Genomic DNA, 25396 nt, shown 5'->3' on the forward strand with positions numbered 1-25396 from the left:
TTATAGTATGAAACACATTGTTGTACTAACGGGAGCAGGTATGAGTGCCGAAAGTGGTGTAAAAACATTCAGGGATCACGATGGTCTCTGGGAAGGTCATGATGTAATGAAAGTTGCCTCTCCATATGGATTTAGTTCGAATCCAGAATTAGTTTTGGAATTCTATAACCAAAGGCGACGCCAACTCAAAACGGTACAACCCAATGAGGCACATAAGGCCATAGCGCAACTTGAATCTAAATATCGAGTTACCGTAGTAACTCAAAATGTAGATGATTTACACGAAAGAGCCGGAAGCACCAATATTGTGCATTTACATGGTGAGTTGTTTAAAATTCGAAGTACAGGAAATCCAAACGATATAAGATATTGGACGGAAGATCTCAATCTTGGTGATACTTGTGAGCAAGGTTATCAACTGAGACCTCACGTCGTGTGGTTTGGAGAGGATGTTCCAATGATTGAGAAAGCCGTTGAAATTTGTCTTACAGCAGATATACTCTTAATAATTGGCACCAGTATGCAAGTTTATCCTGCAGCGAGTTTAATGCATTATGTAGACGGCAGAACACCTATATATTATATTGACCCTAGACCAGCTTCAGTAAACCACCCAAATATTACTGTAATTGCCAAAACCGCAACTGAGGGAATGAAGGACTTTATAAAACTACTTTCAAATTAATCCTGGTCGGTTAACCTAAAAAAGTCATTAACGGGTTTATTGAAAATTGCTGAAAGTTTTAAGGCCAAAACCGTTGACGGCACATATCTATTAGCCTCAATAGAATTTATGGTTTGTCTTGATACGCCAATCTTTTTTGCAAGTTCGTCTTGTGTAATACCTAATATCGCACGTTCAACTTTTATGGTATTTTGCATTATCTGTAGCGCTTTAAAGTATGATAAAACAACAATTGAATCATTAACATAAAAAGAAGGACCTGAAAATCGCCCAAATCTTTGTAAGATTCCCCACCTGAATGAACAACATTAGACACACCATACTCAACATAAGGCATTACTAACGCATAGATTACACCTATAATAAAGGCAATAGCATAAGACTGTGATCGTAATCCGATAGTCATCTCATCTTCAATCTTGTCTTTAGATAAAGACATTAGTAAAAGACCTACCAACAACGTTTTTTGCAATAAGAGTTTTAACCATTGGGTATCACCTTCCAAGGCAAAAGCTCTTAGCATCATCGTAATAATAGAGATAGCAACTACCATTACACCAATTATCATGAACTGATTTGGCAGCCTTAAACTGGCTATTTTGTTTAATCGTTTCCTTTCGTATTCAACAAATTTTTCTGTACCCATAATTAACAAATATATTTTACATTTAGTAAATTTATTTTTACAATATGACAAATATACTTTACATTTAGATAGTTTCCAAATTTTATCATACAGTTAGATAATCACTAATACAAACTATTGTATAGAGTCTTTGGATTTATAGGCATTCACATATTTCAATGCCCTCTTATTATCCGAATTGCGTTTATATGCCTCTTTGTAATTTATATATGCATTGAGGCTGTCACCACTTTTAAGGTAAGCATCTGCTAAACTATCGTAAACATTAGCGCTTGTAGGATGTAATGCCAAATTTAACTTAAAAATTTCAATGGCCTTGTCATACTCCTTTTCTCTCATTTGCGTATAACCTTTTCTGTTGAAATCCCACTCTCGTATGTATGAACTCGTTGAGTCTTTTTCCTTAATCTTTAAAAACCCTGCAAGAGCTTCTTCATAATTACCCTCCTTTAAATGCGTACTTGGTGTCTTATAAGAATCAGGCACTTTTAAATAATCATACGAAACTGAGTCTGGATTTTCTTCTGAAACAATCGAAAGATAGCGCTCAGCAGTTCCTGGCTTCTTAACAAAACGAAGCTTTTTATACATGTCTGCAACAAATATTTCATTACTATCCGTGACCACAGGTTGAAAGACACCTTCCTTCCAATTTAGCATTAACTTGTCATCCTTATAGTACACCAAGATGAGTTCGTCTTCATTGTATTGGTATTTCCCTGCTGTTTCCTTCTTAAATTCATCACTAAACTCAATAGTCCCGGAACAGCCTAACGTCAAAAGGACTAAAACCAGAACATAAAAATTTATCTTGAATTTCATTTGATTGTTGATTTGATTGGTTAAAATAAAAAAGTCTCACTAAAAGTGAGACGATTTCAAATTAAAATTGTTACGGTTGCCGTTTATTTAACTCCCATTAACTCTACATCAAAAACCAGAGTAGCGTTAGGAGGAATAACACCACCTGCTCCTGCAGCACCGTAAGCAAGATCACTAGGAATTACCAATCGTGCTTTGTCTCCAACACTCAATAGACAAATGCCTTCGTCCCACCCAGGAATAACCTGACCAACTCCAACTTGAAAATCTAACGGTTGGTTTCTTTTATAAGATGAATCGAAAACAGTTCCATCAGCTAACTGACCTTTATAGTGAACAGAAACCATATTACCTTTCTCAGCCTTTTTACCATCTCCTTTTTGAATTACTTTATAGCGTAAACCGGATTCTGTTTCATCAAATCCAGCAGCTAACTTGTCCAGCTCAGCTTTTACTGCTTCACGTTCTGCTGCTACACGCTTTTCCCGTTCACCTTCAAAAGTTCTAAATGCTTCGATGGCATTGAATTTTTCCGCCGCATCTCCAACTCTTAGGATTTCCACTTTATCCATAATATCACCTTGAGCAACAGCATCAACAATATCTTGGCCATCAACTACATTACCAAAAACTGTATGTTTACCGTCTAACCATGGTGTTTCGACATGTGTAATAAAAAATTGACTACCGTTGGTGCCAGGGCCAGCGTTGGCCATAGATAATTTACCAGGTGCATCGTGCTTTAAATCTGGATGAATTTCATCGTCAAATTTGTAACCTGGATTTCCAGTTCCTGTTCCTAATGGACAACCACCTTGAATCATAAAGTCAGGAATTACCCTATGAAACTTAAGGCCGTCGTAATAAGGTGTTCCTTGTGGTTTGGCAGAATTCTCTAAATTACCCTCAGCCAAGGCCACGAAGTTACCTACCGTACCAGGTGTTTTTTCAAATTCTAGATTTACTAGTATTTCTCCTTTTGTTGTTGTGAATTTTGCGTATAATCCGTCTTGCATTGTATTGTCATTTATTTAAGGTTGCAAAGATAGTCAATGATTTATGATTTACGAATTCTGGTGGATTATTTGAGAAGTCCTATATTAAGGTTAGTTTTGCCAAAATTTGTGTTATGGGATTTTCATTTTCTAAACTAAAGGCGGCATTTGGCGGTGAATCTAAACCTAATAAACCTGTTGATACTACAGAAAAAATAATAGCTGAAGTTGAAAATACACCCTTTGGTCTAAGCGAATCTAATGTTCTATTTGCCGGTCTGAATGAACTTGGTGGCTATTACTTTTTTCAGACGGTAGTTGTAGGCAACTTTAAGTTCAAAACTTTTGATGGTGCCAAATTAATAATGAAGTCTAATGATTTTGAGATAGAATTGGATTCTGATACAGTTGAATTGGAATCTGAACCAACACAAGTATCCAAGCGTTTTATTACGAAAATTGATTTTCAGATTGAAGAATCTGACATTAATAAACCGCAGAGTAAACGGATTACTCAAATTATATTAAAAACTAATAAAGGGGATATTAGTTTTACCAAATATGTTGGACAAACTGAGGAAGAAGAATAATTAGTTGGCTACTTCACTAATAAATTTAATACGATAGAGTCTTAATTCTTCATCTTCATAATCACCTTCAAATTCCTCGACAGCATCTGAGATTTTATCACTTTCGGACTCCATAAAATACTCATGGATTTCTTCTTGTTGGTCTTCGTCCAAAATTTCGTCAATCCAATAGCTGATGTTAAGTTTGGTACCCGAATACACTATTGACTCCATTTCCTTTATAAAATCTGGCATTTCCATGCCCTTAGCCGAGGCAATATCATCTAATGGTAATTTGCGATCTACATTCTGAATAATATAAAGCTTCAATGCAGAATTAGAACCTGTTGACTTCACAACCATATCATCTGGCCTTACAATGTCATTCTCTTCAACATAATCTGCAATCAAAGCCACGAAGTCTTTGCCATATTTTTTGGCCTTACCTTCACCAACGCCATGCACATTGCCCAATTCTTCCAAGGTAATTGGATATTTCAATGCCATATCCTCTAAGGAAGGATCCTGAAAAATTACAAAAGGCGGTACACCAAGTCGTTTGGCATTGCGTTTACGTAAATCCTTGAGCATGGTCATTAACTTTTCGTCAGCAGAAGCACCTGAGCTTTTAGCATTTGTTATTATACCAGCATCTGATTCCTCATCATAAACATGATCTTCGGCCATCATAAATGAGTTTGGATTATTAATAAAATCCTTACCCATTTTAGTAAGTCTTAGCACACCATAAGTCTCGATATCTTTTTTTAAGAGTCCAGCAACTAAAACTTGTCTGATTAGTGCCATCCAAAAACGTTGCTCCTTGTTCTTTCCAATTCCAAAAAATGGCAATGTATCTGTTTTATGGGACGATATAAGCGCATTTGATTTACCAATAATTACCTGTACTAAATCTTTTGATTTATACTTTTCATTTGTGTTTTTTACGGTCTCTAACAGGGTTTTTACTTCATCTTTAGCTTCGACCTGCTTTTTAGGGTTACGGACATTGTCATCCATATCACCACCCTCACCTGTTTCGTTATCAAACGCTTCACCAAAATAATGCAAAATGAATTTTCGACGCGATATCGATGTTTCCGCAAAGGCAACAACCTCTTGCAACAATGCATGACCAATTTCCTGCTCTGCAACTGGCTTACCTGACATAAACTTTTCGAGCTTTTCTATATCCTTATAGGCGTAAAAGGCCAAACAATGCCCTTCGCCTCCATCACGTCCTGCTCTACCTGTTTCTTGGTAATAACTTTCTATACTTTTTGGAATATCATGGTGAATTACAAAACGAACGTCTGGTTTATCAATACCCATTCCAAAGGCTATGGTAGCCACAACAACATCACAATCTTCCATCAGGAACATGTCCTGGTGTTTTACACGTGTTTTGGCATCCAAACCTGCATGGTATGGAACAGCTTTAATTCCATTAACCTGTAATACTTGAGCTAATTCTTCAACACGTTTTCTACTAAGACAGTAAACAATACCAGATTTACCTTCGTTCTGTTTAATAAATCGAATAATATCAGCGTCTACATTTTTTGTTTTTGGTCTTACTTCATAGAACAAATTTGGTCTATTAAAAGACGCTTTAAATGTAACAGCATCAGTCATTCCCAAGCTCTTCAAAATATCTTCTTGCACCTTTGGTGTTGCTGTTGCAGTTAATCCTATAATAGGAATATCGTCACCAATACGTTTTAAGATATGTCTTAAGTTACGGTATTCTGGTCTAAAATCATGTCCCCATTCGCTTATACAATGGGCTTCATCTACAGCCATAAAAGAAATCTGCACGGACCTCAGAAAATCAACGTATTCCTCTTTGGTAAGAGATTCTGGTGCAACATATAAAAGCTTTGTAATGCCATTGAGAATATCATCTTTAACACGTTTGATTTCCGTTTTATTTAGAGAAGAATTCAACACATGAGCTACACCATCATTATCCGAAACAGCTCTTATCGCATCCACCTGATTTTTCATTAAGGCAATTAATGGTGAAACCACAATAGCAGTCCCTTCCTTTATCAATGCAGGCAATTGATAGCAGAGTGATTTACCTCCACCTGTTGGCATAATTACAAAGGTATTATTACCTTCTATTACATTTTTTATAACTTCTTCTTGAAGACCCTTAAACCCAGAAAAACCAAAGTATTTTTTTAATGCGGAGTGTAAGTCAATTTCTGCAATACTCATTAATCCCTATTAGTATTTTATCTATTTTTGCAATATGTTTAAAGATAACACAATTCTTTAAAACATAAAAAAGCAATATTAATTAGTTTTGAACACAAAACAGTCCATTTTAAGTACTGCGAAAAGTACTATAGAGATAGAAAGTAAGGCTATTGAGAACTTATCTGAATTATTAAACGACGAGTTTGCCGAAGCAGTAGAATTAATCTATAATTCCAAGGGTAGAGTTATCATTACCGGAATTGGCAAAAGCGCCATAATAGCTACAAAAATTGTAGCGACTCTAAACTCAACAGGCACACCTGCGGTTTTCATGCATGCCGCAGACGCTATCCATGGTGATTTAGGACTAATCCTCGAAGACGATGTGGTTATTTGCATTTCAAAAAGTGGTAATACTCCAGAAATTAAAGTTTTGGTACCTCTGATTAAAAATGCTAAAAACAAAATGATTGCCATTACGGGTAATAAAGATTCTTATTTAGGACAGCAAGCAGACTTTGTTTTAAATGCATACGTTGAACAGGAAGCCTGTCCCAATAATTTAGCACCTACAACAAGTACTACAGCACAACTAGTTTTGGGCGATGCCCTAGCGGTTTGCTTGTTAGAATTAAGAGGGTTTTCAAGTAGGGATTTTGCAAAATATCATCCAGGAGGTTCACTAGGAAAACGCCTGTATTTAAGAGTTAATGATTTGTCCTCTCAAAATTTAAAACCACAAGTAGGACTAAATGCAACAATAAAAGAGGTAATCGTAGAGATAACTGAAAAAATGTTAGGTGTGACGGCAGTTGTTGAAAATAATACAATTGTAGGGATCATAACAGATGGTGATTTACGCCGTATGTTAAGCAAAAGCGATAACATTGCAAATCTTACTGCAAAAGATATAATGAGCAACAATCCTAGACGAATAGCGGAGGATGCCATGGCAGTTGATGCTAAAGAGCTTATGGAAGCGCACGAAATTTCCCAATTACTGGTTGAACAAGATGGCAAATATGCCGGTGTAGTTCATCTTCACGATTTAATAAAAGAGGGCATTTTATAATGGCGAATAAGAATATTGATGAAATGTCTTTTTTAGACCATCTCGAGGATCTAAGATGGCATTTAATTAGAGCAACCTTAGGTATAGTTATAGCTGGTACCTTAGCTTTTATTTTCAAAAAATTCATTTTTGATGTTATTATTTTTGGACCAACAGATATGAGTTTCCCAACTTACAAGGGGCTTTGTAGTATGTCTAAATTAATAGGTTTAAATGATACCACTTTTTGTGCAGATAAATTTCCATTTGTAATTCAAAATCGTACTGTTGCTGGTCAGTTTTCCGCACACATATGGACTTCTATTTATGCAGGTTTTATAATTGCATTTCCTTATGTCTTATATCAATTATGGAGCTTTATTAGTCCTGGACTTAAAGAGAACGAACGGAAAAACTCAAGAGGCTTTTTGTTTACAGCATCCATTCTTTTCTTCATCGGCGTCTTATTTGGATACTATATTGTAACACCATTGTCTATTAATTTCTTGGCTAATTATACAATTAGTGATAAGATATTAAATGAGTTTGACGTAAGTTCTGTCATTGCAATTGTAAGAAGTTCTGCTATTGCGTCTGGATTTGTATTCGAATTGCCAATAATAATTTATTTCCTTACAAAAGCAGGGCTTGTAACACCTCAATTTCTAAAAAAATACCGAAAGTTTGCACTTGTAATAGTCTTAATTTTGGCTGCGGTGATTACACCTCCAGATATTGCAAGTCAAGTTATCGTGGCAATACCAATTTTAATTTTATATCAAGTAAGTATTTACATTTCTGCAGTTGTTGTAAGAAATCAAAAAAGAAAAATGAAAAATGTCTGATATCGTAAAAGAATTCAATGAATATCGTTCTAAGATGAATGATAAAATCCTAGCAGATAACAATAAAATTGTAAAACGGATTTTCAACTTAGATACCAATGCCTTCAATGAAGGTGTTTTAGACAAAAAGACTAAAGAATTAATAGGATTAGTGGCATCTGCAGTATTACGATGTGATGATTGTGTAAAATACCACCTAGAAGCCTCATACAAGGAAGGTGTAACTAAGGAAGAAGTGAGTGAAGCTTTAGGCATAGCTACCTTAATTGGTGGCACTATCGTAATACCACACTTAAGAAGAGCTCATGAATATTGGGAGGCAATAGAGAATCAAGGTTAAACTTTTAATAAAACCAAAACTCATTTTATAGTAGTCTATATGAATTTGCTATTTTTAGCGTAATTGGAAAACAAATGAAGTTACGAGCTGAAAATTTAATGAAGTCCTATGGCGGACGCAAAGTTGTAAAGGATGTATCCTTGGAAGTTAATCAAGGAGAGATCGTAGGATTACTAGGACCAAATGGAGCTGGTAAAACAACGTCATTTTACATGATAGTTGGTATCATAAAACCAAATGGTGGTAAAATATATTTAGATAATACTGACATTACCAAATTTCCAATGTACAAACGTGCTCAAAATGGTATTGGATATTTGGCTCAGGAAGCTTCAGTTTTCAGAAAACTCAGCATCGAGGACAATATTTTGAGTGTTTTGCAACTCACAAAACTGAGTAAAAAAGAACAGCACGAAAAAATGGAATCGCTCATAGAGGAATTTGGCCTAGGGCATATTAGAACAAATAGAGGTGATTTGCTTTCTGGTGGCGAGAGGAGAAGAACAGAAATAGCGCGTGCCTTGGCAACAGACCCAAATTTTATTTTGTTAGATGAACCTTTTGCAGGTGTTGATCCAGTTGCCGTAGAGGATATTCAACGTATCGTGGCAAAACTTACTAAAAAGAACATTGGTATATTAATAACAGATCACAACGTACAAGAAACTTTGGCCATAACTGACAGGACCTATCTTATGTTTGAAGGCGGTATACTTAAAGCAGGTATCCCTGAAGAACTTGCAAGCGACGAAATGGTCCGCAAAGTATACTTAGGACAAAACTTTGAGCTTCGTAAAAAGAAATTGGAATTTTAAAACACCAAACTAAAGTTATTCTGTTCTTGGTTTCTGGCTAGGGATGATGGACTTAGTGAGTTTGACCACCAAAAGGCATAAAATTCCGACGGCAAGACCGATCAAAAAATCCCTTAATACTCCTGGAATTCCCTCAAGTACATGATGAAGCTGTTCTATATTATGTACAAAGATACCACCTGAAACAAGAAGCAAGGCCAGCGTACCAATTACCGATAGTGATTTTATGACCCAGGGTAAAGCCTTAGTTAGTAAAAGGCCTATATTATAAACGAACCCTCTCTTGGAATTACTATTTTGAATGAGTCTAAAACCAAAGTCATCCATGCGCACAATTAGTGCAACGATACTATATACTCCTACTGTTGCTATTAGCGCAACAATAGATACAACAATAATCTGAGTGGTAAGATTTTCATTTACCACAGCGCCTAGTGCAATTATGACAATCTCCACAGAAAGTATAAAATCTGTTATAATCGCAGATTTAATTTTTGATTTTTCAATCTTAAGTAATTCTTGAGCGGATATATTTTGTTTTGCTACTACTACTTTTTCTGTTTTTCTATGAAATAAAAATTCATAGATCTTTTCAGCACCTTCGTATGCCAAATACAAACCACCTAAAACCAAAACTACAATCACCATTTTAGGCACAAATGCACTCATTAAAAAAGCAAGTGGTAAAATAATAACCTTGTTTATAAAAGACCCCTTAGAAATAGCCCATAAAACAGGTAATTCTCGCGATGGACTAAAACCAGATGCCTTCTCCGCATTGACCGCCAAATCATCTCCTAGTATACCAGCTGTTTTTTGAGTGGATACTTTTGTCATTGTAGCAACATCGTCCATTAAGGTTGCTATATCATCTAATAAGGCAAATAATCCTGAGGCCATTAATAGTATTTAATTAAAGGTTTTGTATTTTTTAATCTGTTTCTGGTCAAGCAATGATATAATTATATAAAGTACAATTATTATGGGAATTGAGGCAAATTGCAGTACAATTAGCGCTACCAGACTTATGATTAGAAAAATGTATCGCGTAGCATTAGTTTTAAACTGCCAATCTTTGAATTTTAGCGCAAATAATTTGATTTTAGAATTCAATAAATAGCAACTTAAAAGTGTAACTGCAATAAGAAACCATTTATTAACTATTATAGAGTTCATAATATCGCTATTTTGATACTCCAATATAAGCGGAAAGGATAGAATGAGTAGCGTATTTGCTGGTACTGGCAATCCTTTAAAAAAGGTCTGTTGCTCTTCGTCTAAATTAAATTTTGCTAACCTGTAAGCTGAGGCTAAAGGTATTAAAAGCCCTATTAATGGAAGTGCTGACAGTTTAAACCCTTGCCAATGAAAAACAGAATTCCATTCGTTTGTATAATTCTCAAAACTTGGTGCATCTACGGTCAATGAAATCAGCTTAAACATTACAATGCCTGGTACAACTCCACTAGTAACCAAATCTGCCAGTGAATCTAGCTGAATACCTAAAGGACTCTGTACATTAAGTTTCCTTGCAACCAAACCATCAAAAAAATCAAAAAAGATACCTAGAAATACAAAAAGTGAAGCCACCACAAAATTTCCATAAACTGCAAAAATCAGGGCAATACAACCACATAATAAATTAAGAAGTGTAATTGTATTTGGTATATGTTTTTTAATGTTCATTATTGATCTTTGGGTAAAAATATAAAACTATTTTACTGCTGTCAGATATATGTTGCAATTTATAAAAACACACAATAAGAACCACTATTTGAAGTTTAATAGATAGAAAATAATGTGCATCTTTGTAAAAAATTTTTGCTGTTGAAAAATTACTTAGTAATTCTCTTAACGCTTACCACTTTTGCTATTGCTGGACAGACTGCTAGAAAATATTCAAATGAATTTATGAATATTGGTGTTGATGCCGCTTCCTTGGGTATGAGCAACGCAGTAGTGTCCCAGACGGCAGACGTAAATTCTGGTTATTGGAATCCAGCAGGACTTGTACACGTCGAAGATAAACAAGTGGCATTGATGCACTCTAGCTATTTTGCTAACATAGCAAACTACAATTACATAGCTTTCGCAATGCCTCTTGATGACAGAAGTGCGGTTGGAGTATCTTTAATTCGATTTGGAGTGGACGATATTCTAGACACTACGCAATTAATTGATGACCAAGGAAATATTAATTATGACAGAATCAATACGTTTTCTACTGCAGATTATGGCCTGACATTTTCTTATGCAAGAAAGCTTCCTTTAGATGGTCTGAATTTTGGAGTTAATGCAAAAGTTATTCGTCGTATTATTGGCGATTTTGCCTCATCTTGGGGTTTTGGTCTCGATGCTGGAATTCAATTTCAGACGGATAATGACTGGAAATTTGGCCTAATGGCCAGAGATATAACAACGACTTTTAATGCTTGGTCTATAAATGAAGAAAAATTTGAACAAATAAGTGGCGCTGTTGAAGGTCAAAATCAAGAATTGCCAGAAACAACAGAAATAACAATTCCAAAACTTCAATTTGGCATTTCAAAAAAGTGGATTTTCAATTATGACTATTCTTTTCTAGCTGCAACAAATCTTATTGCTAGATTTGAAGAAAATAATGATATTATTTCAACATCTTTTGCAAGTATAAATCCGGCTTTGGGATTTGAGTTTGGTTATACCGACCTTGTCTTCCTTCGAGGAGGCGTTGGTAATTTTCAAAACGAATTGCAAATCGATAATTCTGAAAACCTAACCTTTCAACCAAATTTTGGAGTTGGTTTTAAATATAAAGGTTTCCAAATAGACTATGCTTTCACAGATATAGGAGATCAAAGTGCAGCGCTATATTCAAATGTATTTTCATTAAAAATTGACTTTGGTGTCTTCAGATAATTATGAGATTTAAATTATCTTTTCTAGTTGGTTTATTAATTTTTGTATATGGATTTGGTCAACAAATAACATTAACTCCAAATGCAGAGGTTTCTGTTCTTACAGTTGGGCCCGGAAAATCCTTGAATGATGCTTTTGGTCATAATGCCTTTAGAATTAAAGACGTATCGAGAGGTATCGATGTAACCTATGGCTACGGCGAATATGACTTTGATGCACCTAATTTTTATCTCAAATTTGCGCAAGGGAAGCTAAATTATTTAATCAGTAGACATAATTATGATGATTTTTACAGACATTATGTACGTTATAATAGAACGGTTAAGGAACAAATTCTGAATTTTGATCCAACCGAAAAACAAGCATTATTTGATTATCTAGAAAACAACTACAAGCCTGAAAACAGACGTTATCTCTATGACTTCTTTTATGATAATTGTGCTACACGGATAAGAGATGTTTCACAAACCGTTACAAACAATAAAATAAAATTTAACAGTCCTGATGATTTAGCTCAAAAAACATTTAGGGAATTAATTTACGAGCACGTGAATAAAAATAGCTGGGGCAGTTTTGGCATAGACCTAGCATTAGGTTCTGTTATTGATCAAAATGCCACCCCAAATGAATACATGTTTTTACCAAAATACATTAATTCCTACTTTGAAAATTCCACCTATGATGGAATGAACTCTTTGGTTAATCGTTCTAAAATAATCTACAAAAGTAGACCAGAAGAGGCCTCTTTCAATTTCTTGATAAGTCCTTTGTTCGTAATCGGATTGATTTCAGCTTTAATTCTTTTCATTACCTACAAAGATTACAAAAATCAAAGTCGAAGTAAATGGTTAGATGTTTCCTTATTCTGCTTAACAGGTATTGTTGGTTTGATTCTTTTCTTACTTTGGTTTGCAACAGATCACAGTGCTACGGCCAATAACTATAATTTACTATGGGCATTTCCTCTTAACTTTATATTAATTAGACAGATGCTAAAGCCTAAAATGAAATCATGGGTAAAGGGTTATCTTAAGTTTTTAATCATTATGCTTTGCCTTATGACACTACACTGGTTTATTGGAGTTCAAGTATTTGCTATCGGATTAATACCACTTTTATTAGCTTTATTTTTGAGATATGTTTATTTAGTTAGAACCTTCTGAACTTACTACTGTCCACGATAGTATAATACCGTGCTCAAAGTTTTAATAATAATGCTAAAATCTATGAACAAGCTTCTGTGCTTTATGTAATACAGATCATATTGCAACTTGGTTAAACTATCGTCTATTGAAGACCCATATCTTGCATTAACTTGCGCCCAGCCTGTAAGGCCTGGTTTGATGATATGTCGCATTTCATAAAACGGAATAATTCGCGAGAGTTCATTGACAAAAAACGGCCGTTCTGGTCTGGGACCAATAATGCTCATATCGCCTTTAAGAACATTAAAAAATTGTGGTATCTCATCCAACCTACTGCCTCTTAAAAATCGACCAAATCGAGTAATCCTTTTATCTCCTTTTTCTGCCCATTTTACGCCATCCTCTTCAGCATTGACGACCATAGTTCTGAGCTTATAAATTTTGAATGGTTTACTATTTCTGCCAATTCGTTCTTGAATGTAAAATATTGGCCCTTTATTTCCCATAAGGTTTCCAACATAAACCAAGGGTAAGATTATTAGTCCAAATATCAAACCACACAATGAGAATATAATATCAAACGTACGCTGAAAAAAACGGTAAAGTTTGTTTTCGTTACTTCTACTATACGGAAAATATTTATAAAAATCTTTACCTACAAATTGTATCGGTACCCTTTGTAACATTTCCTCATAAACTTGAGTATAATCTCTTATTTTAAATCCTCGTTCTAAAAGAAGTATTAAATCATGGTATACCTCAGTAACCATAGCCTCTGTATTGAAGCTGGCGACCAAAACTTCAGAGATATTTTCCCGTTGTAAAACCTCTAGAAAATCTTTTGCAGGAAACTCTTTGAGGCCTTTATATTTTATAGGTTCACTATCGGATTCTTCACTATTTAAAAACCCTACTATCTTGTAGTTTGGGTCAGAAGTGTCTAGTGATTTGACTAAACCTTCGATATTTGAAACATCACCAACCAAGAGTATTCTCTTGTAAAACCTAGGAGATTCAATTAACTGGGTGTAGGCAATGCGCCACAAGAATATTGCTGTAATAAGCGTAAAATAGAAGTATAAAATTTGAATACGTTCTTCTGGTAAGACTGGTGAGATAAAAGGTGTCAATAAATAAAACAACACTAAAACAGAAATCGCCAATGTTAAGTTTCGAGCGGTAATGTCTAATTTACTGGCTTGTTGAAGATCGTAAAGTTCAAATACTGTTCCAAATATTGTAACATAAATACCCAATAAGATTAAGGGGATGATATTATCTATGACAAATAAAAGATAATCAAAATCCGTAAAAGTATTAAGACAATAAATACCAAGATAAACCATTACTAGATCCATGATTCTTAAAAGAATCTTGCGTTCAGATACTTCAAAGTGAATACCTTTTTTATGCTTCATGATTTAATCTGGCGGGTTATGTAAAGATAAAAAGTCTAAAGCATTTAACAATTATATTGCAACAGAAGTTGCCATTTCAATTTTATTAGGGTCCAATCAAAATCTTCGACTTTTTTGCGAGCATTTTCAGTTAGCAACGTAACAAACTCTTCGTTTTGGAATAGCTTTAAAATGGCATGACTCATAGCCTCACTATTATTAGGCTCTACCAATAATCCCTCTTTACCATCTTGGACTAAAAATGGGAGTCCGCCGACATTTGTTGAAACAACTGGCAAACCAAGAGCCATGGCCTCAATAACACTTATAGGTGTATTATCAATATTTGTTGTATTAATAAATACATTCTTATTCTTGGATTTTTTGATCCATTCTGACTTTTCCAGCTTTCCCGTAAATTCTACATCTACTTTTTTATGCGTTGCATATGACTTGACTTTTTCAAGAGAACCATCAACCTCAGGTCCTATCATAGTTAAGGTTGCATCATGACCTTTATTTTTTAAATCTACCAGGACATCTACAGCTAACTTAGGGTTGTAAATTGAAGAAAAAGAGCGTACCCATAACAAGTTTATATTCTCAATCTTATGTCTTTGAAATGTATAATTTTCTATTTCTATGGAATTGGGAATATAGACAAGATTAGTATAGTTATAATTTTCAAAAATAGTTTTTAAGAACAAAGAAGGAGTAACTAATTTAAATGCGTTATTAAAAATTAATTGGCAAATTTTTGGATTGTTTTTTAGTCTATTTTCAAGGTTTCCACCATGTAAAATGGTAATATAGTTCTTATTCAGAAGTCTACAGCACTGACTCACGACCAATGCATAGTAAAAATTCATGGTGCTATAGGTGTCTATTAATACGAAGTCTGTTTTGGTTCTGTACCGGAAGACAGCCCAAACCATATCTATTAATCTTAGTATCTTATTTCTTTTTTTAGAAACAATTCTGACATTACAAAATTCTTTCAAATTGTAACCCAATGTATCAATTGTAGTTTGTGTTCTACCCTTTTTTGATAAGGCGTTTCCTACATAAAGGACGTTTGTCATAATATACATTTAGTAATGCCAAAGCATAAATGAAGCCTGGTGCAGCGATTCGCATTGCAGAATGGTTTATAGTAGCAAACCAAAAGCCAAGCATGGAATAAAAAAAGATATTTCGTTTGTTTTCTAATCGATATAATAGTGGAACAAAAATTAATATCAATAATATAAAAAAAGCTAAAGTCCCGTGCTCTGAAAACAATCGACTTAGTTCATTATGCGATGCTTTTAGTCCTTGACCTTTTTTTAATCTTAACTCTTTGGCACCATTAGCACCTACACCCAGCAAAGGATTTTCGATAAATCCTTGAAGATCGTCCATAAAAAGAGTAACGCGCCCTGTGGACAAATCTTCTTTGTCTCTTCCCGAAACATCTTGATTTGCATATCGTTTATCAATCAATCCCATGGTTTGATTAGAACTGATAAACCAAACAGCTACTCCTAAAACGCTAAAAAGTATCAACGTATATATAATCCTACCCTTCATTTGTTTGGTAGACTTAAAAAACAATAAATACAGAAATGGTATAATAATTAAAACAGCGGTAATTATACCTCCCCTACTAAAAGTCACAATGCCCCTAAAGCTTATAAGACCAAGAAGAACTCCATTAAATATTTTTAATGTAAGTGTTGGGGATTTCATAAAAAACCGAACCGTAAGTGCAAACATTCCCAATCCCAAAACTGTTGCAACCTGATTTGGTCCAAATCCTCCTGACGCTGCAAAATTAGATTGTGTGCCCTTTAATATGTCTTTAATACTTGGACTGTATAAAAAAAGATATACAGTCATTGTAATTATTGGTAAGCTTAGGTATAGGAGCGCCTTTAAAAAATCGTTCATATAAAGCTTTTTGTTGAGAAGGTATAGCGCGGAAATTCCTAAACAAACAGGTCCACTAAGAACAAAAGCAATATTTGTTCTAAAATTTGAATCATAACCTATTGTCATATAAGCTACGATAATAGAGGGTATTAAGAGGATAAGATAAATGAAATAAGGATAGGCTTTATTGGAGAAACCGTTATAGAACAAACCAATTATTGCAAACAAAATGACCAAATATTTTGAACCCTCATAGAAGAAAGCACCTGAAGTCATTCTAAACAAAACCTCAGACCCCACAACATAGCAACATGCCATTATAACCTCCTTGTGCTTTTCCTTCTCTGGAGCATTGAAAATTCTATGAAGAAAAAACAAGATTAAGGCAATAAAATAAATCTTTGAAAAAATAGGAATAAGGGCAATTAAAAAGGCAAAACCTACATGGAGTAAAACCAAGGTAAGATAATTCTCCTTGTTATTCTTATTATAATTAGACTTCAAGTTTTTATAATGCAATTCGCCTCTCTTACCCTTCATACGCATCTTTAAGCTTCTTAATTATTGAGTGACAAGAAAATGATTGTTCTACTTTTTGTTTTAGGTTTAAACCTACTTCTTTTCTATAATCCGTTTTAGCAATACATGCTGTTAAAGCTTCGGCTAATCCCGATGGGTCTTGAGCTTCAACTAATTGACCTAGATTTGTTGAACTTAATACCAACCCACAATCTCCAACATTTGTTACCACACTGGCAAGTTCACCCAATCCATACTCGAGCAAAGCTAATGGCAATCCTTCGGATTTTGATGACAAAACACCAATTTCGCATTGGCTAATTATATGTTTTATATCTGGTTTACTATTATAAAAATAAATAGAATCTTCTAAACTATTTTTAGACACAAACTCTTTTATAGACCTTGAATAGTCATCCTCAAAATCTTTACCCACACAGTGTAATGTCCAATCTGGATATGTTTTTAAGATTAATTGAAAAGCCTTAAAAAGATTCAAATGATCTTTTTGTGGTCTTAAATTTGCCAGACATAATATGCGCTTGTTATCTTCTCCAAAAAGGTTTGTTTCCTGATCTAAATCGTTAAGCATCACAACATTTGGTAAGTACTGAACCTTACTACAAAAAAGATTTTTACTTGCCCATGTAAGGAGCTTTTGATTTACACTGAAAATTTGATGAAAAAAAAGCGAACAAAATTGTAAAATAAATTTTGGTCTTTTTTTCAGTTCCTCACTTTTTCCATAGTGGTCATGCCAAAATATTTTAATTCGAGGATAAAAGAGTTTGGTTAGTGTGGCGAAAAAAAAGGATGTTGCATGAGCATGAATTATACTAATATCGTTTGTTTTGAGATACTTTTTAAATCTTATTACAGCATTTAAATCTATACTCGATTTTTTTTGCAAGAAAAGATATTTAACTCCTTTGCCTATTGAATCCTTTAGTAATCCTTCTTGTCGTGTAGCACACAAAAACGAACCATCTATTTCACTAACAAGCAAATTTGCATAGGTAACCGCCAATCGTTCTGCACCTCCGGCATCCAAAGAATCTATGAGCTGTATTGCCCTAATCATGTAGATAGAATATCATTAATTTCTTCGGATTGTTTTTCAATCGTGTATTTTTGCGACCAATCTTGAGCCTCTTTAGCCATTACATTAAGATCTCTCGAAGAAATGACCTCTCTAATATCCTCAACTGCTAGTTTAACATTGTTTTCTATTATTATTCCTCTTTTACCATAATCTAGCATCCATTCCACACAGGAGACATTTGTAGAAATAGGAATCACCCCAAAAAACATCCCTTCAGCTATGGCCTTAGGCCAGCCTTCACTTTTTGAAGGCAAAATATTGAAATGAGCACTTTGTAAACTCGTCATTAATTCTTTTTTAGTGACATTTCCATTTATTTTAATCATATGCTCAATCTCGTTTTCCCTAATGTAATTAATTAATTCATCCTTTAAAATACCGTCACCAAAAATATTGAGTTTACATTTTACACCTTTAGTATTTAATAGCTGCATTATTTTAATTGCCATTAATGGTTGTTTTCCTGGCACTAACGCTCCGATAAAGGTAAAGTTTAAACAATCCCTATAATTCTTTGGCTTATAATCAACTTTGTCTTGTTCATGAAAGGTTGCTGCAAAAAAAGTACGCATACTTTTTGTAGGTTTCGGCCAATCACCATAAACCAAGGTGGTTATATTTCGTGTCAGTAATGTGTTTGAAAAAATGAACTTTTGAAATCTATACCCGAATGGCTGAACACTTTTCGGGTCCCAATTACCAGCATAACGCATCGTTTTTTTCTTCTTTGGAAAAAAAAGCTGCACCAATGAAGCCATGGCAGCAATATTACTTGGACATCTAAAATGTAGATGGTCTGCCTTTCGCATAACATTGAACATCCTAAATAAGATGCTAGGTATTTTAACTAATACTTTTAAAATTCCAGATAAAGATTTCACGTTTAAAACAGGAACTTCAAAAAAAGTGATATTCTGATTTTTATAAGCTATATCAATACTATCTATTCGATTTGAACTAGATATGGGCGCAACAACAATTACATGGTCAAAATGTGAATTCCAAATATCCATCTCACGAACATAAGGTGCATAGCCATAGTATTTGTTACGGTGTTTTTTATGTTGAACCAATGTGAATATTGCAAATGTCATTTTAAGCTTCAATCAACGTTCTATAAAAATCCAAATTCTTGGAAAGATTTGTTTTAATATTAAAAGTATTTAGCACGTATTCTCGTGCATTTTTTCCCATTTCTTTTACCCTATCCATATTTTCAAACGACCATATAATCTTATAAGCGATATCATTAACATTTAAGGGGTCACAAAGTAAACCAGTTTTATATTCTACTATAGTCTCCGGACCGGGTCCTAATTTTGAAAATATCACAGGTTTTTCCATTGCCATTGCTTCTTGAGCAACCAATCCTTGTGTTTCCATGTGTGACGGAAATACACAGATTTGAGCTAAACCATAACGGCTTGGAAGCTTTTCGTAAGGTACAACACCGTGTATCGTGACACATTTATCTATAATATCTCCATATTCAGCATGTAACATATCAGTATAGGAGCGTCCGTCTTTATAAAACCATTCTCTGCCGTAGATATTTAGATGAGCTTTAGAATATTTTTTACAAATAATTTCCATAGCCATAATTAGTTGTCGTACACCTTTCTTTTCACAAATCGTACCTACAAAAGTTATATTTAATGGCTCTATTTCTTGATGAGCATTCGGTTTAAATAACTCCGTATTAATCGGACTATAAATTATATCTATAGGCTTGTCATGGTATGATAAGAACCTTGACGTATGCTCCCTTACGTAGTTTGAAACGGCAACAAAGCCGTCTGCTTTCTTAAATGATAGTCTTTCTTTTAAGGCTTGCCACCAGTGTACATCTCGGTTCTCACTTTCAGCAAAAAAGTGGTGACCACCATGCAATCGTATTACATATTTTATTTCTGAATTCTTTTTTAGGAATGCTAAACCCAATTCAGCTGATTCAACAATATCAATTTTTTCTTGGCTATGCAACATCGCGATTTTGCTTGCAATACATCTTGTATTGAAGAAAAACTTACCAACTGGAACAGTTGATCGTGGTAGCCTATATATCTTAATACCTTTATCGATCAATTGCTCTTCATACGAATTTCCGAGACCTACTATTGATACCTTATGGCCTTCCCTTACTAATGCACGTCCAAAAGTCTGGAGAAAAGTACCTACTCCACCAGATTTCCATAAAGGATATTCACTTGATATAAAACAAATGTGCATTACGTTAAAATCTTAGATAGTTTTTCAGAATTACTTTCAATTGGGAATAAGACGATACGTTCCATCCATTTTTTTGTATCAACCGACATATCATCAATTCCATTTAATAATCTCTCTAGCGCTTTTTTTATTTCCTCTTTACTGTTTATCCAACCAACCGGATTCAAGTTGTCCAGTGTACCAAAATGATGGTATTTATAAATAAGATTAGTACTCCAACTAGGGTCTATTACACTATCATAATTAATATAAAAGCAAGGTTTATCCAAAGACGCAAAATCCAATGCCATTGTACTTCCAAGATTAATCACGCCAAGACAATGATAAGCGAGATTGACCTGTAGGCTTATATCCTCAATTTTTGAAAAATATCCAACCCATGACTTTGATGCTACATCCCAAACAGGATCTATTGGCACGATAACAGCTCTATAATCTTGAAGTACCTTATCATAGCGATCTGAAAAATCCACAGGACACCGTCTAAAAATCAACTGTATATTATCAAAATGCCTTGAAATTGTCTCAGCAATATCTTGCAGATACTTTGGATCGTATGGTGAGGTTAATTCATCATCACCACTGAAACATATCCATAGTTTATTTGAATCTAAACCATGGGATTGAGCGAATTCCTCTCTAGTTTTAATCTGTTTTTGGTTTTTATAAAATTCAAACTGTGGTGTCCCTACAATTTTTAACTGAGAATCTAAAATTTCTGGATAGAACAGATTCATATCCTTTTTCATCCAATCACTCCATAAGGCATAAAAATCTGTCTCGACGCAAAGACGAGCTTTGGGTAAATTATCCCAAGAAAAGATAGCTGTAGTGCTTTTAACTCCCATAGAATTTGAAGCGATACATATGGGCATTAATCCCGCAACTCGCTGATGCGTAATGAACAAATGGTCGGCCTTCAATTCACTCAATTCTGATTTATAATAATCTATTATTGAAGTTGTCCAGTTTAACTTACTTCTTTTTTCGAGGGATTTAATACGTTGGTAATCTGATTTTGCCTTATTACCAATAAACTCTGAAATAGCATATAAAACTCTTAATTTGAAATTAGTCTTAGGCTTACGCCAGTTTAAAAGTAATGTCTTGTTTTTGGTTTTTTTGGTAAAAAAATGAAGACGAGCATAAGTTGCTGCTTCCCTGTAAAGTCTTGTTTTAATTGGTTCTTTAAATAACTTCAGATTTCTGTATTGCAGGGCAATATTTGGATGACATTTTTTTACTTCTTCAAAGGTACCTTCATCCAAAGGTGACCATATTGTGATTATAGATGTTTTGTCAAGATAACTTAATAAGTTGGAATAGAGGTAGTTTTTAATTCCAACACCATCTGGAACAATAATTACAACATGAGATTTAAGAGCCATCAATATCTTTAAATTGTTTTTGATGATCTATGCTCCAAACAGCACCTGACTTTAGACTTTTCAAGAACAAGGAAGCACTATCACCAAAACCAAATATCTGCATTTTTTCTGATTGAACTTCATCAATATTATGGATAGCATTAACAATGTTATCTACAATACAATCACAGTTTATAACACTCGGAACTTTTACTCTGTTTCTTTGACGTGTACCAATATCTATACTAGGAATCCCATAATAAGGTGCTTCTCGGACTCCTGCACTACTGTTACCAATCATAAACTGTGAATGTTTTAGTAACGTCAGAAAATATTCAAATCGGATGGAAGGAAAAATTCTGAAACTTCCATTTTCTTTCAATGATGCATAAGCCTCAATTATAAATTGACTTCCTAAATCATTATTAGGAAAAATTACGACATAGTTTTTCATGCTATCTTTCAATGCCTTAACAAATTTTTTGGCATCATCTTTAACATGATCTACTTCTGTTGTTACGGGATGATACATAGCCACAGCATAATCATCGAATGGAATCTCGTAGTAAGATTTTACCTCCTCTATTGAGGGCAAACTGTCCGAAAACATGACATCTATATCCGGTGAGCCAATGGTATGAATGGACTCGGGCAATTCTCCCATTTGAATTAATCTATTCTTGGCTTCGTCATTTGAGGTATAATGTATATGACTCAATTTTGAAACAGAATGCCGAATTAACTCATCTATGGTACCCGATATTTCACCACCTTCAATATGTGCCACTAAAATATTGTTAAGGCTACCTACTATGGCACCAGCTAAAGCTTCTACTCTATCGCCATGAACCACAATTAAGTCAGGTTGAATAGCTTTAACATATTCTGAAAATCCTTCAATAGTCTTTGCTAAAGTGAGATCCATTGTGGTTTCATGTGTATGATTACTAAAAGTGTGAATATGCTTAAAACCACAGCGCTCCACTTCTAACAAGGTATAACCATAGGCTTCCATAAGATGCATTCCAGTAACAAAGATATAGGGCTCAAACGCTTTTGCTTCTTCCAAAATGGCAATTAATCCTTTTATTTTACCAAAGTCAGCACGCGTTCCGGTTAAAAAAACAATTTTTCTACTACTCATTTACTAAAGTATTATTGTTTTATATCCTCCCACGAAATTTGTTGGTCTTGTTTAATTGCTCTAGTAGCGGTTTTCCCCAATATGTCTTTGTAATGCTCAGCCAAAATTTCTCCAGTACCTGGACGTTTTACCCAAATATTCTCTTCTGTAAATACTTCTCCTTGCTTAATATCTTGTATGGTACAAACGGTGGCAAATGCAAAATCGATAGTCACTTGTTCCTCTTTAGCCGGTTCTTTGGTACCACCACGCATTGACCAGACTTCTCTGCTTGCTGTTATTAATGCTTTAGTTTCGTCTTCATCCATACTACAAACAATATCTGGACCTGTTCGATCCATATGATCCGTAAAATGACGTTCGAGAATAGACGCCCCTAAAGCAACTGCACCAATACATGCATTATTATTTAGAGTATGATCGCTTAATCCAAATACCTTATCGGGAAAAGCCAGATGCAATTGCGTCATGGCTCCAAATCGCACAAGGTGACTCGGAGTAGGATACAAATTAGTGGTATGTAGTAAAGCAACCGGAACTTCATATTTATCGAATATTGCTACGGCTTTAGACACACTTTCAATTGTATTCATGCCTGTACTCATGATTACCGGTTTACCAAATTTTGCAATATGCTCTAATAAGGGATAGTTATTACATTCTCCAGATCCGATTTTATAGGCAGCCACATTCATTTTATTTAAGCGATTTGATGCTGCTCGAGAAAATGGAGTAGATATGAAAATCATACCTTTATCCTCTACATAATTTTTTAATGCAATCTCATCTTCTTCGCTGAGTGCACATCGTTCCATGATATCATAAATTGATGTATCGGCATTTCCTGGTATTACAGTTTTGGCTGCACCACTCATTTCATCTTCAACAATATGAGTTTGATGTTTTACAACTTCAACACCAGCTCGTTTAGCAGCATCGACCATTTGTTTTGCCACATCCAGGGAACCTTCATGGTTAATACCAATTTCTGCAATTACCAAAGGTGGGTAATCTGGTCCTATTTTTCTTCCTGCAATTGTAATTGATGGATTATTCATCTGAGTAGGTTTTGGCCACGAATTCTGCGTAGTTTAAGTCTTCTTGCGTGTCAATATCAACAGACGCAAATGGATGATTTACTATGAAGGGGTAATTCTTATGACCTAAAATTTGATTATTTAGTATTAATTCGGTTTTTGAGATATATAGCAATCCGTTCTCAAAATATAATGGCTCTAAATCTTGACTTCTCTGACCCATTTTATATGTATATGGTATAAATCGATCATCTTTTATTTTGCCTAGTTTTTTGTCGTTCAGTGATACGGTCATTAGACTATCATAATTTCCATTTTTGAAAACACCAACCGTTTCGTTTAATAATGTATTAGGTCTAAATGGATTTGTAGGTTGAAGTAGGATAACATATTCATAAGATTCTCCCATAGTCTCAAGTACATGTTTTAGTGCGGAAACTGTGGTTGAGTCATCCTTTGAAATGGCTTCTGGTCTATCTATAACCTCGATACCTTTTTTCAATACAAAATTCTTGATATCCTCATCGTTTGTGGTGACCACAATTTCTGTATTATCATCAGAATTAGCTCTGGCATAATTTAGACTATACTCAATAAGTGGTTTGCCTGATAGTAATTTTAAATTCTTCCCTGGCAATCGTTTTGAGCCTCCTCGAGCCGGTATTATAATTATTGATTTAGCCTTTGCCATACATTAAGTTAAATAATCGATGAATGATACGCTTCTTTAGTTTGTAAACCCAAAAGTTAACTGGCCTTGGTCTAAAATTAGGCAATTTTAAATCATATGAGTTTTGCTTACCATCTCTAGCTTTATTTCTGTTCTCATCCTGTACGGCATTCATCCATGCTTCAACTGTATTACCCATATGATAAGCATAATTATTATAAGTTGAAAGTCGCATTCCTTTTGCATAATTTATGGGCTGATCACAATATAAAAACTCAGAGTTATTACCAACCAAAATTAATGATGGTTCCTCTGGAACTGTAGAAAAGAATAGCTCTCTTCGCATACTCAATATTTGATGCCCACTACCTACGATTGCCTTTGTGTCATTTAACTCAATAACTGGCCATTTAGCATTTTTATCATTCTCCAATTCCCAATGAAAGCTATCAAGATATTTATTGTGATCGTCATGATTTTCTGGAATGGATTGGTAATTAAATTTTACCCTTCTAAAAACAATTTTACTTAAAGTTGAAGAGGTTTCGTAATTCTTAAAATTTCTGCATGGTATAGGTGAAACCGAACCCACATTTTTTATATTCTGAAATATCTTTTCGACCTCAGATTGCCAACCATATTTAAATAAAATATCAACATCAGCAAGTGTAATAATTGGTTCTCTACTAGCCCTTGCGGCACCGATTAGAGCATCAATTTTTCCAATATTTTTAGTATGATGTATTACACTATCAATTGTTTCATTAGCTAATTTTTGATCTAATATCTCTTTAACATCCTTACATGATGCATTATTTACAACGGTTATTGCACAATTGGCATTGGTTGTGGTAATCGCAGAATCTAAACATAGTTTAAATACTTCAAGTACATTTTTGTAATAGCCCTCCAAAGATGGAATAAATACTAAAATTATGAGACGATGTTGAAATTCGAGCTCAATTTGATTAGTTTGCTTTTGAGGATTCATTCCAACTCTCATC

26 protein-coding genes are annotated in these 25396 nt (G+C 34.3%); 8 read left to right on the top strand and 18 right to left on the bottom strand.

Translation table 11 applies throughout. From position 1 onward, the window contains the following. Positions 1-7 precede the first annotated feature (7 nt). On the top strand, positions 8-685 hold the full coding sequence (locus LBU54_RS05085; RefSeq protein WP_224526738.1) for an SIR2 family NAD-dependent protein deacylase: 678 nt from the start codon (positions 8-10) through the stop codon (positions 683-685). Here LBU54_RS05085 and LBU54_RS05090 read toward each other — a convergent pair. The 4 genes from LBU54_RS05090 to LBU54_RS05105 form a co-directional block, all read right to left on the bottom strand. Then, the gene (locus LBU54_RS05090; RefSeq protein WP_224526741.1) at positions 682-882 is read right to left on the bottom strand and encodes a helix-turn-helix transcriptional regulator; all 201 of its coding nucleotides are present in this window, start codon (positions 880-882) and stop codon (positions 682-684) included. The genes LBU54_RS05085 and LBU54_RS05090 overlap by 4 nt on opposite strands. Continuing rightward, positions 882-1331 carry a hypothetical protein gene (locus tag LBU54_RS05095; protein WP_224526744.1) on the bottom strand — a complete coding sequence of 150 codons (450 nt, stop codon included), beginning with the start codon at positions 1329-1331 and terminating at the stop codon, positions 882-884. The genes LBU54_RS05090 and LBU54_RS05095 overlap by 1 nt, the downstream gene beginning before the upstream one ends. A 114-nt stretch (positions 1332-1445) precedes the next feature. Then, positions 1446-2153 (bottom strand): tetratricopeptide repeat protein, encoded by a 708-nt coding sequence (locus LBU54_RS05100; RefSeq protein ID WP_224526746.1) that lies wholly within the window; start codon positions 2151-2153, stop codon positions 1446-1448. Between the two features lie 83 nt (positions 2154-2236). Further along, entirely contained in the window at positions 2237-3169 is a 933-nt protein-coding gene (locus tag LBU54_RS05105) for a peptidylprolyl isomerase (RefSeq protein ID WP_224526750.1), read from the bottom strand. Positions 3170-3282: 113 nt separating this feature from the next. Here LBU54_RS05105 and LBU54_RS05110 point away from each other — a divergent pair, with 113 nt between their 5' ends. Next, the gene (locus LBU54_RS05110; RefSeq protein ID WP_224526753.1) at positions 3283-3738 is read left to right on the top strand and encodes a hypothetical protein; all 456 of its coding nucleotides are present in this window, start codon (positions 3283-3285) and stop codon (positions 3736-3738) included. Here the strand turns inward: LBU54_RS05110 and recQ are convergent, their stop codons facing one another. Then, the gene (recQ, locus tag LBU54_RS05115) at positions 3739-5940 is read right to left on the bottom strand and encodes a DNA helicase RecQ (protein WP_224526756.1); all 2202 of its coding nucleotides are present in this window, start codon (positions 5938-5940) and stop codon (positions 3739-3741) included. Positions 5941-6028: 88 nt separating this feature from the next. On the opposite strand from recQ, the gene LBU54_RS05120 reads away from it, so the two are divergent. The 4 genes from LBU54_RS05120 to lptB all read left to right on the top strand — a co-directional run bounded on the left by LBU54_RS05120 (position 6029) and on the right by lptB (position 8973). Next, on the top strand, positions 6029-6994 hold the full coding sequence (locus tag LBU54_RS05120) for a KpsF/GutQ family sugar-phosphate isomerase (protein WP_224526758.1): 966 nt from the start codon (positions 6029-6031) through the stop codon (positions 6992-6994). Beyond that, positions 6994-7818, top strand: a complete 825-nt coding sequence (tatC, locus tag LBU54_RS05125; RefSeq protein WP_224526760.1) for a twin-arginine translocase subunit TatC — start codon at positions 6994-6996, stop codon at positions 7816-7818. Before LBU54_RS05120 ends, tatC begins: the two co-directional genes overlap by 1 nt. After that, entirely contained in the window at positions 7811-8158 is a 348-nt protein-coding gene (locus tag LBU54_RS05130; RefSeq protein WP_224526762.1) for a carboxymuconolactone decarboxylase family protein, read from the top strand. Before tatC ends, LBU54_RS05130 begins: the two co-directional genes overlap by 8 nt. 74 nt (positions 8159-8232) lie before the next feature. Then, positions 8233-8973 (top strand): LPS export ABC transporter ATP-binding protein, encoded by a 741-nt coding sequence (gene lptB, locus LBU54_RS05135; protein ID WP_224526765.1) that lies wholly within the window; start codon positions 8233-8235, stop codon positions 8971-8973. 15 nt (positions 8974-8988) lie between these two features. On the opposite strand, the gene LBU54_RS05140 is transcribed toward lptB, so the two are convergent. After that, entirely contained in the window at positions 8989-9873 is an 885-nt protein-coding gene (locus LBU54_RS05140) for a DUF808 domain-containing protein (protein ID WP_224526767.1), read from the bottom strand. Between the two features lie 9 nt (positions 9874-9882). Then, on the bottom strand, positions 9883-10659 hold the full coding sequence (locus tag LBU54_RS05145) for a CDP-alcohol phosphatidyltransferase family protein (protein WP_224526769.1): 777 nt from the start codon (positions 10657-10659) through the stop codon (positions 9883-9885). Positions 10660-10800: 141 nt separating this feature from the next. On the opposite strand from LBU54_RS05145, the gene LBU54_RS05150 reads away from it, so the two are divergent. After that, positions 10801-11871 carry a putative type IX sorting system protein PorV2 gene (locus LBU54_RS05150; protein ID WP_224526771.1) on the top strand — a complete coding sequence of 357 codons (1071 nt, stop codon included), beginning with the start codon at positions 10801-10803 and terminating at the stop codon, positions 11869-11871. Between the two features lie 2 nt (positions 11872-11873). Further along, a complete protein-coding gene (locus tag LBU54_RS05155) occupies positions 11874-13034 on the top strand; it encodes a lipoprotein N-acyltransferase Lnb domain-containing protein (protein ID WP_224526772.1) in 1161 nt (386 codons plus the stop codon). 5 nt (positions 13035-13039) lie between these two features. Here the strand turns inward: LBU54_RS05155 and LBU54_RS05160 are convergent, their stop codons facing one another. The 11 genes from LBU54_RS05160 to LBU54_RS05210 are packed head-to-tail and all read right to left on the bottom strand — an operon-like array spanning position 13040 to position 25395. Then, positions 13040-14434, bottom strand: a complete 1395-nt coding sequence (locus tag LBU54_RS05160) for a sugar transferase (RefSeq protein WP_224526774.1) — start codon at positions 14432-14434, stop codon at positions 13040-13042. Positions 14435-14478: 44 nt separating this feature from the next. After that, a complete protein-coding gene (locus LBU54_RS05165) occupies positions 14479-15495 on the bottom strand; it encodes a glycosyltransferase family 4 protein (protein WP_224526776.1) in 1017 nt (338 codons plus the stop codon). After that, positions 15449-16864 carry an O-antigen ligase family protein gene (locus LBU54_RS05170; RefSeq protein ID WP_224526777.1) on the bottom strand — a complete coding sequence of 472 codons (1416 nt, stop codon included), beginning with the start codon at positions 16862-16864 and terminating at the stop codon, positions 15449-15451. Before LBU54_RS05170 ends, LBU54_RS05165 begins: the two co-directional genes overlap by 47 nt. After that, positions 16854-17924 carry a glycosyltransferase gene (locus LBU54_RS05175; protein WP_224526780.1) on the bottom strand — a complete coding sequence of 357 codons (1071 nt, stop codon included), beginning with the start codon at positions 17922-17924 and terminating at the stop codon, positions 16854-16856. Before LBU54_RS05175 ends, LBU54_RS05170 begins: the two co-directional genes overlap by 11 nt. Next, entirely contained in the window at positions 17921-19039 is a 1119-nt protein-coding gene (locus LBU54_RS05180; protein WP_224526782.1) for a glycosyltransferase, read from the bottom strand. Before LBU54_RS05180 ends, LBU54_RS05175 begins: the two co-directional genes overlap by 4 nt. A 1-nt stretch (position 19040) precedes the next feature. Further along, entirely contained in the window at positions 19041-20174 is a 1134-nt protein-coding gene (locus tag LBU54_RS05185; RefSeq protein WP_224526785.1) for a glycosyltransferase family 4 protein, read from the bottom strand. Beyond that, positions 20174-21562: a hypothetical protein gene (locus tag LBU54_RS05190; protein WP_224526787.1), complete on the bottom strand. Its 1389-nt coding sequence runs from the start codon at positions 21560-21562 to the stop codon at positions 20174-20176. Before LBU54_RS05190 ends, LBU54_RS05185 begins: the two co-directional genes overlap by 1 nt. Continuing rightward, positions 21552-22685: a UDP-N-acetylglucosamine 2-epimerase gene (neuC, locus tag LBU54_RS05195; RefSeq protein WP_224526791.1), complete on the bottom strand. Its 1134-nt coding sequence runs from the start codon at positions 22683-22685 to the stop codon at positions 21552-21554. The genes LBU54_RS05190 and neuC overlap by 11 nt, the downstream gene beginning before the upstream one ends. 11 nt (positions 22686-22696) lie before the next feature. Further along, the gene (gene neuB, locus LBU54_RS05200) at positions 22697-23743 is read right to left on the bottom strand and encodes an N-acetylneuraminate synthase (RefSeq protein WP_224526794.1); all 1047 of its coding nucleotides are present in this window, start codon (positions 23741-23743) and stop codon (positions 22697-22699) included. Beyond that, positions 23736-24413 (bottom strand): acylneuraminate cytidylyltransferase family protein, encoded by a 678-nt coding sequence (locus LBU54_RS05205; protein ID WP_224526797.1) that lies wholly within the window; start codon positions 24411-24413, stop codon positions 23736-23738. Before LBU54_RS05205 ends, neuB begins: the two co-directional genes overlap by 8 nt. After that, on the bottom strand, positions 24400-25395 hold the full coding sequence (locus LBU54_RS05210) for a glycosyltransferase (RefSeq protein WP_224526798.1): 996 nt from the start codon (positions 25393-25395) through the stop codon (positions 24400-24402). The genes LBU54_RS05205 and LBU54_RS05210 overlap by 14 nt, the downstream gene beginning before the upstream one ends. Position 25396 lies beyond the last annotated feature (1 nt).

It is taken from the genome of Winogradskyella alexanderae (genome assembly GCF_020166335.1).
In the GTDB taxonomy this organism is placed as follows: domain Bacteria; phylum Bacteroidota; class Bacteroidia; order Flavobacteriales; family Flavobacteriaceae; genus Winogradskyella; species Winogradskyella alexanderae.